This window comes from Ahrensia sp. R2A130, from assembly GCF_000179775.1.
Lineage (GTDB): Bacteria > Pseudomonadota > Alphaproteobacteria > Rhizobiales > Rhizobiaceae > Pseudahrensia.
Genome location: NZ_AEEB01000017.1, coordinates 395,528 through 408,069 on the forward strand (window position 1 = coordinate 395,528; position 12,542 = coordinate 408,069).

At 54.8% G+C, this 12,542-nt stretch carries 12 protein-coding genes; 5 read left to right on the plus strand and 7 right to left on the minus strand.

The window, feature by feature from the left end:
- Nucleotides 1-32 precede the first annotated feature (32 nt).
- The 3 genes from ispH to rnhA are packed head-to-tail and all read left to right on the plus strand — an operon-like array spanning nt 33 to nt 2,434.
- Nucleotides 33-1,016, plus strand: coding sequence for a 4-hydroxy-3-methylbut-2-enyl diphosphate reductase (ispH, locus tag R2A130_RS11110; RefSeq protein ID WP_040305649.1), 984 nt, complete (start codon nt 33-35; stop codon nt 1,014-1,016).
- Between the two features lie 3 nt (nt 1,017-1,019).
- Nucleotides 1,020-1,994, plus strand: coding sequence for a homoserine kinase (locus R2A130_RS11115; RefSeq protein ID WP_009758148.1), 975 nt, complete (start codon nt 1,020-1,022; stop codon nt 1,992-1,994).
- Complete coding sequence (gene rnhA, locus R2A130_RS11120) at nt 1,991-2,434, plus strand: ribonuclease HI (RefSeq protein ID WP_009758149.1); 444 nt, start codon at nt 1,991-1,993, stop codon at nt 2,432-2,434. Before R2A130_RS11115 ends, rnhA begins: the two co-directional genes overlap by 4 nt.
- Here the strand turns inward: rnhA and R2A130_RS11125 are convergent.
- Together R2A130_RS11125 and R2A130_RS17615 are read right to left on the minus strand one after the other, a co-directional pair.
- A complete protein-coding gene (locus R2A130_RS11125; RefSeq protein ID WP_009758150.1) occupies nt 2,431-2,916 on the minus strand; it encodes a peroxiredoxin in 486 nt (161 codons plus the stop codon). The genes rnhA and R2A130_RS11125 overlap by 4 nt on opposite strands.
- Before the next feature lie 69 nt (nt 2,917-2,985).
- The gene (locus tag R2A130_RS17615) at nt 2,986-3,792 is read right to left on the minus strand and encodes a protein-disulfide reductase DsbD domain-containing protein (protein ID WP_009758151.1); all 807 of its coding nucleotides are present in this window, start codon (nt 3,790-3,792) and stop codon (nt 2,986-2,988) included.
- Between the two features lie 108 nt (nt 3,793-3,900).
- On the opposite strand from R2A130_RS17615, the gene R2A130_RS11135 reads away from it, so the two are divergent.
- Nucleotides 3,901-4,485: a YqgE/AlgH family protein gene (locus tag R2A130_RS11135; RefSeq protein ID WP_009758152.1), complete on the plus strand. Its 585-nt coding sequence runs from the start codon at nt 3,901-3,903 to the stop codon at nt 4,483-4,485.
- Between the two features lie 10 nt (nt 4,486-4,495).
- On the opposite strand, the gene R2A130_RS11140 is transcribed toward R2A130_RS11135, so the two are convergent.
- The 4 genes from R2A130_RS11140 to thrC all read right to left on the minus strand — a co-directional run bounded on the left by R2A130_RS11140 (nt 4,496) and on the right by thrC (nt 10,900).
- Nucleotides 4,496-7,345, minus strand: coding sequence for an EAL domain-containing protein (locus tag R2A130_RS11140; protein WP_009758153.1), 2,850 nt, complete (start codon nt 7,343-7,345; stop codon nt 4,496-4,498).
- A gap of 137 nt (nt 7,346-7,482) precedes the next feature.
- Nucleotides 7,483-8,082 carry a GNAT family N-acetyltransferase gene (locus R2A130_RS11145; RefSeq protein ID WP_009758154.1) on the minus strand — a complete coding sequence of 200 codons (600 nt, stop codon included), beginning with the start codon at nt 8,080-8,082 and terminating at the stop codon, nt 7,483-7,485.
- 6 nt (nt 8,083-8,088) lie between these two features.
- Complete coding sequence (locus R2A130_RS11150) at nt 8,089-9,378, minus strand: pitrilysin family protein (RefSeq protein ID WP_040305818.1); 1,290 nt, start codon at nt 9,376-9,378, stop codon at nt 8,089-8,091.
- Nucleotides 9,379-9,499: 121 nt separating this feature from the next.
- Complete coding sequence (gene thrC / locus R2A130_RS11155) at nt 9,500-10,900, minus strand: threonine synthase (RefSeq protein ID WP_009758156.1); 1,401 nt, start codon at nt 10,898-10,900, stop codon at nt 9,500-9,502.
- 238 nt (nt 10,901-11,138) lie between these two features.
- On the opposite strand from thrC, the gene R2A130_RS11160 reads away from it, so the two are divergent.
- Nucleotides 11,139-11,759, plus strand: a complete 621-nt coding sequence (locus R2A130_RS11160; RefSeq protein WP_009758158.1) for a hypothetical protein — start codon at nt 11,139-11,141, stop codon at nt 11,757-11,759.
- A gap of 5 nt (nt 11,760-11,764) precedes the next feature.
- Here R2A130_RS11160 and R2A130_RS11165 read toward each other — a convergent pair whose 3' ends face one another.
- A complete protein-coding gene (locus R2A130_RS11165; RefSeq protein ID WP_009758159.1) occupies nt 11,765-12,457 on the minus strand; it encodes an HAD family phosphatase in 693 nt (230 codons plus the stop codon).
- Nucleotides 12,458-12,542 lie beyond the last annotated feature (85 nt).

The following is a 12,542-nucleotide window of genomic DNA, read 5'->3' on the forward strand; positions in this document are numbered from 1 at the left end:
ACACCGATAGTTTGCCGATTTCCAAGCAACCCATGACCCTATTGCTGTGCGGGCCACGCGGCTTTTGCGCCGGTGTGGATCGTGCGATCCAAATCGTCGTTTTGGCGCTCAAGAAATACGGCGCACCGGTCTATGTCCGCCATGAGATCGTTCATAATCGCTACGTCGTCGAAGGGTTGGAGAATCAAGGTGCGATATTCGTAAAAGATCTTGATGAGCTACCGGAAACTGAACAGCCTGTGATCTTCTCGGCCCATGGTGTGCCGAAATCGGTCCCGGAACGGGCGGCTTCGATGAACCTCAAATATCTCGATGCCACCTGTCCGTTAGTCTCCAAGGTTCACAAACAAGCCATGCTGCATGAACGGCGGGGACGTCATGTCGTGCTCATTGGTCACAAGGGTCATCCGGAGGTTGTCGGCACGATGGGGCAATTGCCCGAAGGCGCTGTCACCCTGCTTGAAACGGAAGCTGATGTTGATGCCTTCGTGCCACCTGCGGAGCTCGGTCTCGGCTTTGTCACGCAAACCACGCTTTCGGTCGATGATACAGCGGGCGTGATAGCTCGACTTCAAGAGCGCTTTCCAGAAGCTCAAGCGCCATCAGCGGAATCGATTTGCTATGCAACCACCAATCGGCAGGAGGCAGTAAAAGCTGCTGCAGATGGTTGCGATTTGTTCCTGGTCGTCGGTGCAGCGAATTCTTCAAATTCCAATCGGCTTGTCGATGTAGCTCTGAGGTCTGGTGCGAAAGAGGCCGCGCTTGTGAACACAGCCGCTGACATTCCTTACGCGACGCTGCCTAAAGCTGGACCACTGACTGTGGGTCTATCTGCGGGCGCATCCGCCCCGGAAGTGCTCATTGCCGGGGTTATCGATGCGCTGAAGGATCGTTACGACGTGACGTTGGAACTGGCGCAAACCGCAATCGAAGACGAGAATTTCATGGTTATGCGAGATCTGCGTGATGTACCGCTCACGGCAGATGATATGGCTTTCGTGAATGGTCCTGCCTGAACCATGGCCGTTTACACGCAGGTTTCTCCCGAGGCGCTAGAGGCGCATCTCAAATCTTATGATCTCGGAGATGTGACGTCGTTCAAAGGCATCGCTGGCGGTGTTGAGAACAGCAATTATCTGCTTGGCACGTCTCACGGCACTTATATCTTGACGCTCTACGAAGCGCGCGTTTCAGCTTTGGACCTGCCGTTCTTCATCGGTTTGATGGATCATCTGGCGGCTGCCGGGTTCCCTTGCCCGACGCCGATCCGGATGCGCAATGGTGGAGCGCTTGGTGAGCTTTGCGGGCGGCCTGCCGCTATCGTTTCTTTCCTTGATGGCATGGAAGTCGAACGCGCTGACGTCGATCATTGCCACATGGCAGGTGCCACAATGGCGAAGCTGCATGCGGCAGGGCAGGATTTCAAGATCCACCGCACCAACGCACTCGCACCGCATGGTTGGCCTGCGTTGATTGATGGAAACATCGATCACGCTGATGGTGTGGAAGCTGGCATGCAAAAGTTGATCAAAGACGCAAAGGCACAAACGGATGTTCAATGGCCGACCGATTTGCCTGCGGGCGTCGTTCATGCCGACATGTTTAAGGACAACGTTTTTTTCCTGGATGGTCATCTGTCTGGCGTCATTGATTTCTATTTCGCCTGCAACGATTTTCTCGCTTACGATATCGCCATCGCGATCAACGCATGGTGCTTTGATGAGAAACTCGAGTTTCAACCGGAGCTTTGTTCAGCCTTGGTCGCTGGCTACGAATCAGAAAGATCGTTGACGGAAGAAGAGCGAAAAGCGCTGCCTATCTTTGCTAAGGGGGCTGCGCTTCGCTTCCTGCTGACGCGCCTGAATGACTGGTTAAATGTACCCAAGGGCGCGCTGGTCATTCCTCACGACCCAACAGCGTTCAGTACCCGCTTGAAATTCTTCATGAATAATGAAGCGGTATTGGAACAAGCGACCCAACGGACATTGGCATGAAACATATCGAAATCTGGACGGATGGCGCGTGTTCGGGGAACCCTGGCCCCGGAGGTTGGGGCGCTATCCTACGTTCTGGCAAACATGAAAAAGAGTTGTCAGGTGGCGAGTTTCAAACCACCAACAACCAGATGGAACTATCTGCCGCCATCGAAGCGCTTAATGCTTTGAAGGCTGAAAGCCACGTCGATCTCTATACCGATTCCAAATATGTCATGGACGGTATGAAAGGCTGGATTCACGGCTGGAAGAAGAATGGCTGGAAGACCGCTGCAAAAAAACCGGTGAAGAATGCTGAGCTTTGGCAGGCATTGGACAGGGCAGTTTCCCGCCACGAGGTCACTTGGCATTGGGTCAAAGGACATGCGGGCCAAGTGGAAAACGAGCGAGCTGATGAGCTCGCTCGCATGGGTATGGAGCCCTATAAACTCAAAAGCTAAAGCTGTTCGAGAATAGCGCTTGCAGAAGATGCTACAGCCTGACCGGGATTATCTTCCACGTTTAAGTTGGTGATGACACCATCCTTGATAATCATGGAATAACGCTTTGAGCGCATACCCATGCCAGCGACGCCCAGATCAATTTCCTGACCAACTGCAGTTGCAAACTCTGCATTGCCATCCGACAAAAACACGACCTTACCCTTGGCTTTGGAAGCGTCTGCCCACGCGTTGGTGACGTGGATGTCGTTCACGGTAGTGACCGCAATCGTATCGACGCCCTTTTCCTTAATCGCATCCGAATGCTCTAGAAAGCCGGGCAGGTGGTTGGCATGACATGTTGGCGTGAATGCACCTGGAACGGCGAACAGCACTACGGTTTTGCCTGAGCAAAGCTCTGACGTGGACATTTTCGCAGGGCCATCGTCGGCCATGATGGTGAATTCAAATTCGGGGATGCGGTCTCCGGTGGAGATGCTCATGGATATATCCAATCAAAAGGGGAACGTGTTTCATGTATTCGCTCCAATGCTGCGTCGGTCAAGCGGATGCTAGTGACTGATCGTAACAACCTGTTCGATGCCTCTGTCACCAGCACGCAATGTCATGCTCATGGTGGTGCCAATAACGCTGGCGCTCTTGGGGCGTTGATCAATGGGCAGTTTGAAGCTGGCAACGCCATCTTTCACCGAACTGGCGTGAACAGGACCAAGATACCAGTCCGAAGGGCCGTCTGGGAACAGCGTCGCTGAGGTTGCGCCGACAGGAACTTTAGCCGTAACGATCAGGACGTCGTCATTTTGGGTGAGTCCCGTGATCGACATGTCGTCCTGCGCGCTAGGCGGTACCGAACTGCGTGCGACAAGAAGTGCGGACGCAATGTCACGCTTCGACACGCCTGTACCATCGATTTCCAACTCCACTTCGAATTGAACCGGAACGCAAATATCTTCGCAAACGCCCAGAAACCCAGAACCTTTTATGGAAAGAGGCCGGCCAGCAAAAAGCGGCTCTATCGTAATTGGCAGAGTAACAGTGGATGTGTAACCGGCCGTAAGGTCTCGCTTTGAACCGAAAGTTGTCGGTAGCGGATATGATATCCGCGTTGCTGCAACATTCTGCGAGCCTTCAAACGTGATCTGCGGTGGAAGCCCTGAGGCACCTGGTGCCTTCCAATATGTCTTCCAGCCTTGCTGCAGCTCAATTTGCAATCCTGCGTCAATCGTTGCCCCATCTGCTGCAGGCAGAGCAATCAGGCGCAGGCGCGCGCCGTCCGTTTCGAACCAAACGCTTTCGGCTGCCAGCGCGGTGCCTGTCAGGAGTGTGGATAGGGTAAGGGCGAGAAGTTTGATTTTCATAAATACTTTCTAGCGTGATGCGCATTAACTCACGACCAAAGCCATGTCAGTTTTACGTGACCGGAATGTGAGGCTGGCAACGGTCCTTTGCATCGCTAAGGTGTTGTCATGAGTAAACCACAAGATCTTGATCTGCGAGGGCATGTGCTGATCGCAATGCCGGGGATGGCGGATGACCGCTTCGCCCGCTCAATCGTGCTTTTGCTAACCCATACCTCAGAAGGCGCGATGGGTTTCATATTGAACAAGCCTATCGACGAGCCAACGTTTTCAGATGTTTTGGGCGTTTTGAAATTGCATGAAGAGCGCACCAAGTTCGACGACAGCTCCAAAGAGTTTCAAACCTTTAACGGTGGTCCGGTAGAAATTGGACGTGGCTTCGTCATTCATACGCTTGAACGAACAGACTCGTCGTCCGTGCGTATCAATGATTTAGCAGCGGTCTCCGGTACCCACGAAATTCTCCGCGCGATGATCGGTGATCATCCTCCCGAGTTTGCCTTTCTTGTGCTTGGTTATGCTGGATGGGGGCCAGGGCAATTGGAGGACGAAATCTCTCAAAACGGATGGCTAACGTTAGAAGCTACCCATGAATTGGTTTTCGAAACGAATTACGAGCACCAATACGACGCAGCATTGGCAGCCCTTGGAATAAGCGAAGAAGCATTATCGGCCAGCGCGGGTAACGCTTAGCGGATCTATCTTAGGCCGCTTTGCGCGTCAGTAATTGCATTGCATCATCGGCACTGACCCCGGGGCCGAAATGGAAGCCTTGTGCAAACTCGCAGCCCATTTGTTCCAGTTCCAATGCGTCGCGTTCGCTTTCAGCACCTTCTGCAATCACTTGCATGCCGAGGTCGTGCGCCATTGTGACAATAGATTTCAGGATAATTGGCCGTTCAGGCCCCGCCTGCTTATCAAGGAAGGCGCGATCGATCTTGATCGTGTCGAACGGGAAACGCATCAGGTGGGATAGCGATGAAAAGCCGGTCCCGAAATCGTCCAAAGCAAGTCCGGCACCTGCATCACGCACGCGGGCCAATACGCGGGTGGCATGTTCCGGATTGTCCATGATCAGCGACTCGGTGAGTTCCAGACGCAGAGCATCGCGGGGCAGGGAATGGCGTGCCAGAATAGTTTTGACGTCGTTGATGAGATCATGGCGCAGCAACTGTCGGCTGGAAACATTGACACTCACGAACAGGTTCTCGTCGCCGGTCGCAATCATGCGTGCCAGTTCGGTGGCAGCTTGTTCCAGCGCAAATTGCCCCAAGCGCACGATAAGCCCGGATTTCTCAGCCGCAGGAATGAACTCGGACGGCATGACGGCACCCCGTTCAGGGTGTTGCCAGCGCATCAGAGCTTCAAAGCCGACGAGCTGACGGGTTTTGAGGTCGACAATCGGTTGGTAAACCATCTCGAGCTGATTGAGATCGAGAGCTGAACGTAGGTCGTGGTTGAAGTCGCCAACCGGTGCCTGTCCGTGGCGGAAAGCCGGGCGGAATGGTTCGATTCTGTCGCCGCCAAGTCTTTTGGCCTGAAGCATTGCGGTTTCTGCGTCTTTATACAGAGGCTCCACCGTGCTGCGATCGTTCGACCAACTCACGAGACCAACCGATGCTGTTACTGAAATACCTTCTTCGGCAAAACTGATTGGAGCGCGGATGGCGCGTTGTAGCGCATCAGCAAGCACAACGACTTTCTCAGGCTCACCTTGAGAAAGCAGCAAGAGGCCAAACTGGTCGTTGGATAAACGTGCCAAACAATCTTGCGGTCTAAGGATACGCCGAATTCGGCGCGCCATAGTTAGCAGAACTGCATCACCAGCGGCCACGCCAGCGTCTTTGTTCAGCTGGGCAAACCTGTCGAAGTCGATGATGAACAGGCTTGGTCGCAGGTCAGAAGTTTGCTGCGCGATGGCGATAGCGCTCTCGATCCGGTCAAGGAAGATTTGTTTGTTGGGAAGGCCGGTTAAGTTGTCATGGACAGCGTCGTGCAGCAGTCGTTCTTGGGCTACGCGCTGGTCGGTCACGTTTGTCAGGCTACCAACACAACGCAACACTTCACCATCATTGCCAATGACCGGGCGCGCGCGCAGTGCGTACCATGTGTAATGCGCGTCGTCTCCGCGAAGACGGATATCCAGTTTCAGACGCCCTTTGCGGTGATCAAGTATGACATCGAGAGCGGAGCGGAACGGGCTACGGTCTTCCGGGTGTAAGTGCGGCAACCAATCGGCAGGCGCACCATCAAGAGCACCTTGTTTCAGGCCCAGCGCGGTTGCGACTTCCGGTCCGGCATGAATACGATCACGGTCTACATCCCAGTCAAAAACTGCGTCTCCTGAACCGGTCAGAGCGAGTGCCTGTCGCTCCACATCGCTGACGAGATTTTGCGCAATCGCGCCGCCCGCAAAGGCATGTTGCATAACGGTAAAGGCGAGCAACAGTACCAACAGAACGAGACCGCCCCCAAGTGCCGGTTGAATGATGTCATTGTCCAACTGGCCGGAAATTGTCCACCAGCCACCAACAGTCCAAGCGATTGTTAGCAACCAGGTTGGCACAATCAAAATCGCCCGATCATAGCGCTGGAAGCATAGGATTATGATCAGCAGCAGCGTGACGCCAACCGCGCCTGCAAACGCCATGCGGGCGATGCCGGAAGCTCTCTCCGGCATGAAGATGGCTGCCGCAAAAAGCGCGCCCATCGCCGCTATCCAGCCGAGCATCAACCAGTTCCAGCGGGAGTTCCAACGGCCAAGATGCAAATAAGCATACGGGAAGATAAGCAGGGTCGCTGCAAGCGCAACCTCCGTACCAGCACGCCAGCGGTTCAGATCGCCAGGCGCTAGATCAACGATCTTGGAAATGAAGCCGAAGTCGACGCAGATATAGGCAAGCACCGCCCAAGCCAAAGCGGCCGTGGCGGGGAACATTGCTGAACCTTTGACGACGAAAAGGATCGTAAGGAAGACGGCTAACAGCCCCGAAATGCCTAGAACGATGCCTTCATAAAGCGTGAATGAGTTGACCGCATCCTTGTAGGCGTCCGGCTCCCATAGCGTCAGGCTGGGAACGTCTGCAGAACCAAGTTCGGCAACGAATGTAACCACAGCGCCGGGATCGAGCGTGACGCGGAAAATATCCGCCCCACCATCAAGTTGCCGGTCCAGCGCGAACCCCTGACTTGGAGTAATCGACACGATGCGTTGGCGACCGAGGTCCGGCCACATGAAACCTGATCCTGGAAGCCGGTAGTGGGGAGCAACTATCAGGCGGTCGATTTGCCTGTCGGATTTGTTGGCCAGTGCGAATGACAGCCAATCACCACTGCCTTCATTGCCGGTGGAGCGCACTTCGATGCGGTTGATAACACCTCCCGCATCGGGGGCCGTTTGAACCGCCAATCGTGCACCGGCAGCCGGATGAAAATCGGTTGTGCCTTTCAAATCGATGGCGGTGGCTTGCGACGTCACATCGACAGGGTCGAGCGCGCGGGCCGATGTCGTTGCAAGGCATGTCAGCAGCACGGCCAATATAAACCGGATCATTGATCTCGTCGGTAATGACATAAACGCAGTGCTGCCTCTCCGCGCCTGACGAGAAGTTGGTCGGGCCTTGATTGGTAATAGAGATTTTGACCATCCGGGTAAACGGCAGCAAGCTGGAACAAACTGCCATTTTCCAATCATAAATCGCGATCAGTCGGTGCGGAGTCCTCGGCAAGCCGCGCAAATAGATCGTGGTCTCTCCACTGACCATTGATGCGCAGATAACCCCGCGCCAAACCCTCACGCTGAAAGCCGGAAGTCAGCAGAAGGCGCCGCGACGCATCGTTGTCTGTAACTGCGGCGGCTTCCAGTCGGTGCAGACGATGTGTTGTGAACAAATCCGTCGTTACCGCCTTAACCGCCTCGCTCATGAAGCCTAGTCCGGCATAAGCCTCGCCCATCCAGTAACCCAGCGTGCCGGTATCAGCGACGCCGCGTCGGATGTTGCTCACGGTTATGCCGCCCAACAACGCGTGGTCATGGGAAAACAAAAACCAAGGCAGGCTCCTTCCTTGCGCAATATCGGCTTCGTGTCGGCGCATACGAGTGCGCCAATTGGCCGTTGAAAACTCGTCTCTCGCCCAAGTTGGTTCATAGGGTTGAAGAAAAGCTCGGCTGCTTTCGCGCAACTCGCGCCATTTTTGAAAGTCAGCGGTTTCCGGTCGCCGCAGCAACAGACGTTCCGTTTCAAGCCGGGTGGGCTGTGGTGGTCGTTCCGGGAATCGCAGAAGCCGCATTGTCTGTTACTGCGCCGCCTCGCGAACCCGCACGCCCAGCGCATCAGCCAAAGCCGCTTGATCGGGGACGCCTGAAACCGGCCCAATGGCTGCGATAGTCGGCATGTTCTCGATGAACAGGCGCGCAGATAGGTCCCGAAGTCTCTCGATGGTAAGCGCGTTGAGACGTTCCATCAGCTCATCATTGGGAATGGGGCGCCCAAACAACAATATTTGTCGCGCGATCTGGCCCGCGCGTGAGGCCGGGCTTTCGAGACTCATGAGCAGACCGGCACTTATCTGGGCTCTTGCCCTATCGAGCTCATCCTGACTTATGCCTTCGCCTGCTTTTTTCAGTTCGTCTATGATGACCGGCATCAACTCACCCAGATCGCTTTCTTCAGTGGCTGCATGAACGCCGAATAGACCGGTGTCGGAATAGCCTTGATGGAAAGCGTAGATGGAGTAGCAAAGGCCGCGTTTTTCGCGAATTTCCTGAAACAGGCGGGAGGACATGCCGCCGCCTAACATCATGGACAGGACGTTAGAGGCGTAGAAATCGCGCGCGTGATAGGCGCGGCCTTCGAAACCCATAACGATTTGCGCTTCCTGATGATCGCGAACCAGCAACGCTTCACCGCCGGTGTAGAACCCTTTTTCGGGTTCTCTTGCAAGTTGGTTGCCGAAGTGGGCAAACCGCTTCTCTGCCATCTTCACTATAGCATCGTGATCCACGTTGCCGGATGCGGCAAGAACCATGTTCGGGCCGTGGTAATGGTCTGAAAGGTAAGAGCGAATATCATTGGCCCGAAACGACGATACAGTTTCTGGCGTACCCATGATCGGACGCCCCAGCGCCTGATCGCGAAATGCGACGGCCTGAAATTCGTCGAAAACTATGTCTTCGGGATTGTCGTGCGCCGCGCCGATTTCCTGCAGGATGACGTGTTGTTCTCGAGCAAGCTCGTTTTCGTCGAACAGTGAGTTGTTCAAAATATCAGCGAGAATATCGACTGCTAGGGGAACGTCATCCTTCAGCACACGCGCATAAAAAGATGTCGTTTCAGCGCTGGTTGCAGCGTTCACATCGCCGCCTACATTTTCGATCTGAACCGCGATGTCCCGCGCCGTTCGGCTGGCGGTGCCTTTGAACGCCATGTGCTCTAACAGGTGGGCAATGCCGTGTTCCGATGCCCGCTCGTCACGTGAACCGGCCTTTACCCATACGCCAAGTGCTGCACTTTCAAGGTGTTGCATCCGGTCTGTGACGACTGTCAGGCCGTTGCTAAGTCGTGTGACTTCAACGTTGCGGGGCAGATTTCCCACCAGTTCCACAACTTCGGCTGGTTCATGTGCGGCTATGAATTCGGACAATTCGTTTCTACTCCCAGCGCCGAAAGCGTTCGACGGTAATTCCTAAGAAGGGGATACGAGTTGCCTATGCGGCAGCCCGGCTGTGCCCCTTGATGAAGGCTTCCACGGCCTCCTGCTCATTGGCCAAGATTGTGAAGTGTTCCGGCCCCTCCATCAACCCCTCGCAACGTGCTGGTAGTTCTGGATGAATTCCGCTTGCAGCCTTCACCGCATCAGGGAATTTGGCCGGGTGAGCCGTTGCCAGAACCACCATTGGAGAACCTGTAGCTGCAGGTTTTTCACGTGCTACAGAAATGCCGGTCGCTGTGTGCGGATCGAGCAGATAATTGCTGTCGGCCAAAACATTTTCGATGATAAGATCGACTTGCGGATCGTTCGCGCGCCCTGCGGAGAAATCGCGGCGGATGGTTTCCAGCAATTTGTCATCAAGCGTGAAAGCGCCCGATTGAGAAAGACTGGACATGAAGCGCCCCACTTTTTCAGAATCGCGGTCGCCAGCCTCAAACAGCAACCGTTCGAAATTGGAGGACACTTGAATGTCCATTGAAGGCGATGTGGTGGCATGAACGCCGGATGTTTCGTAGCGTCCGCTTTCCAGGGTGCGGGCAAGAATGTCATTGGAGTTGGTGGCGATCAAAAGCTGGTCGATATTTAATCCCATGCGTTTGGCGGCATATCCTGCAAAAATATCTCCAAAATTGCCTGTTGGAACAGAAAACGATACCGCGCGATCAGGCCCGCCGAGTGCTGCCGCTGCTGTGAAGTAATAGACGATCTGAGCCATGATCCGGCCCCAGTTGATCGAATTCACGCCAGAAAGTGCCACGCCATCGCGGAAAGCGTGATGATTGAACATCGCCTTCACCAGCGCCTGACAGTCATCGAAATTGCCTTCAATAGCGAGTGCATGGACGTTGGGATCATCCACACCCGTCATTTGCAAACGTTGAACGTCCGAGACCTTGCCGTGCGGGTAGAGAATGAAGACGTCGCAATGTTCACGCCCATGAAATGCCTCAATGGCAGCGCCGCCTGTATCACCCGAGGTTGCACCGACGATAGTTACCTTCTCACCGCGTTCAGCGAGAATGTGATCCATCAGCCGTGCAAGCAGCTGCATGGCGACGTCTTTGAAGGCCAGCGTTGGGCCATGGAAAAGTTCCAACACAAATTCATTAGGACCGGTCTGCACAAGTGGCGCGACGGCTGCGTGTTCGAAGCTCTCATAAGCCTGATCTACGATGTCCGAGAATGTTTCGTGATCAATCTCGCCGCCAAGAAAAGGCTCAAGCACGCGCTTTGCGACCTCTGCGTAAGGAAGCCCAGCCATATCCCGCAGAGTATCGGCATCGAATTGCGGCCATGTCTGGGGAACATACAGACCACCATCGCGGGCCAGACCGGCAAGAATGACATCGCTGAACCCAAGAACAGGCGCTTGGCCGCGCGTGCTGACATATTTCATTGTAAAATCCCGGCAAAATCACAAAGGAATGACTTTCGGCCCTAAAGGCCATCGTTGCGCCATCGTCTATGGGAAAGACGCCTGTATTCCAAGCGGTGCAGCGCCACAGGCGCTGTAGCGAGTGCCACCTTATATTGGCAAACCGCGCAACACGGTGGTAAGTCGCCTCAACTCTTCCCGCATAGGCGTTTCTCGAACGCTTTTGTGACGAGATCGAAAACACGTGAGGGAGCGGGCAATGCCGCTGTTCGACAAGATGCAAACTCCGATCACCACAGCTGCTTTGGCAGCGATGCTAGCTTTGACCGCTTGTCAGACCGGCAGCGTTTTGTCGGGCCAGAACACGGATGATGCAACCGACACCGCCCAAGATACTGCGCGGCAGAACAATTTGACCAACCCCAACGACCGCCCGAAACTCGCCAACACCCGCACTGCGCTGACAGACTATTGCCCCACCGTGCAAATTCGCGCCGGAACGGAAAGCTTCCGTATTCTGCCCAAGGGCGAAGACCCTGAGACTAGCGACAAGGTGCGCTATCAGGTGTCGATCACCAACGCTGCCCGCGAGTGCAACTATGTTGGCCAAAACCTGCAGATGCGTGTCGGCGTGAAAGGTCGTCTTATCACTGGGCCGGTCGGCGGTCCTGGAACCGTCACGATGCCAATCCGAATTGCGGTAACCGAGGGCAACGAGACAATTTATTCAAAGCTTTACAAGCAGCCGGAAACGATCTCGTCCGGCGAGAGCGCAAAGCTGTTCTCGTTCGTTGATGAGGAGGTCATCATTCCCGCGCCGACCAGACCGAATATTCGTGTTTACATCGGCTTCGACGAAGGTCCGTATAATACGCCGTAAACTCTCTAAAGGTTTCCGGTATCATCCCACGCTGATAGAGCCTCAATGACGGCTGGAACATCTGTAAGCTTGGAAACAACGGTAATTGCGCCGGCTTCTGTTAACTCGTCAGCCAATCCACGGTGAGCGTGTGAACCGCCGGTAAAGCCGATTACACGCATTCCCGCCGCTGCCGCACCAGTGACACCCGCGACTGAATCCTCAACCACAACACAGGCTGCGGGAGCGACTTCGAGTTCTTTCGCGGCGTGCAGGAACAAGTCGGGTGCAGGCTTAGACTCTCCTTCGATTTCGTAAGCCGAGAAGACATAAGGGCGAAAGCGATCCCAAAGCTCGCCACGCGTTAGTTCGATTTTCAATTTTTCCATATCGGCATTGGATGCAATGCAACGGGGCTGGTCCAGATGGTCCAGCATCTCTTGAGCGCCGGGCATTGCTTTTACCTCACGCCACAAGCGCTGCTTCATCGCTTCGCGCATCTTGGGAATGTGATCTTCGGGCAGGGCGCGCCCAAGCTCCGCTTCCATAGTGGTTTTCACAACTTCAGACGAAGTGCCTGAGAAGCGTGCCTCAAATTCAGCTACGGTAAGCGTTGCTCCATATGGCTTCAGCGCGTCGACTTCGACTTCAGCCGCGATGCGCTCGGAGTCCATGAGAGTTCCGTCGCAGTCGAAAATAACGAGTTCGCAGGCTGGCATGATGAGCGCTTTCCGGAAGACAGGATTTCGCGCCGACCAATGCACAGCTGTGTCGTGGCGGGCAAGTTCGACATTTCTACCGCGC

Coding starts and splice junctions, on each gene's coding strand:
- ispH (WP_040305649.1), top strand. CDS start 33: ATGACCCTATTGCTGTGCGGGCCACGCGGCTTTTGCGCCGGTGTGGAT.
- R2A130_RS11115 (WP_009758148.1), top strand. CDS start 1,020: ATGGCCGTTTACACGCAGGTTTCTCCCGAGGCGCTAGAGGCGCATCTC.
- rnhA (WP_009758149.1), top strand. CDS start 1,991: ATGAAACATATCGAAATCTGGACGGATGGCGCGTGTTCGGGGAACCCT.
- R2A130_RS11125 (WP_009758150.1), bottom strand. CDS start 2,916: ATGAGCATCTCCACCGGAGACCGCATCCCCGAATTTGAATTCACCATC.
- R2A130_RS17615 (WP_009758151.1), bottom strand. CDS start 3,792: ATGAAAATCAAACTTCTCGCCCTTACCCTATCCACACTCCTGACAGGC.
- R2A130_RS11135 (WP_009758152.1), top strand. CDS start 3,901: ATGAGTAAACCACAAGATCTTGATCTGCGAGGGCATGTGCTGATCGCA.
- R2A130_RS11140 (WP_009758153.1), bottom strand. CDS start 7,345: ATGATCCGGTTTATATTGGCCGTGCTGCTGACATGCCTTGCAACGACA.
- R2A130_RS11145 (WP_009758154.1), bottom strand. CDS start 8,082: ATGCGGCTTCTGCGATTCCCGGAACGACCACCACAGCCCACCCGGCTT.
- thrC (WP_009758156.1), bottom strand. CDS start 10,900: ATGAAATATGTCAGCACGCGCGGCCAAGCGCCTGTTCTTGGGTTCAGC.
- R2A130_RS11160 (WP_009758158.1), top strand. CDS start 11,139: ATGCCGCTGTTCGACAAGATGCAAACTCCGATCACCACAGCTGCTTTG.
- R2A130_RS11165 (WP_009758159.1), bottom strand. CDS start 12,457: ATGCCAGCCTGCGAACTCGTTATTTTCGACTGCGACGGAACTCTCATG.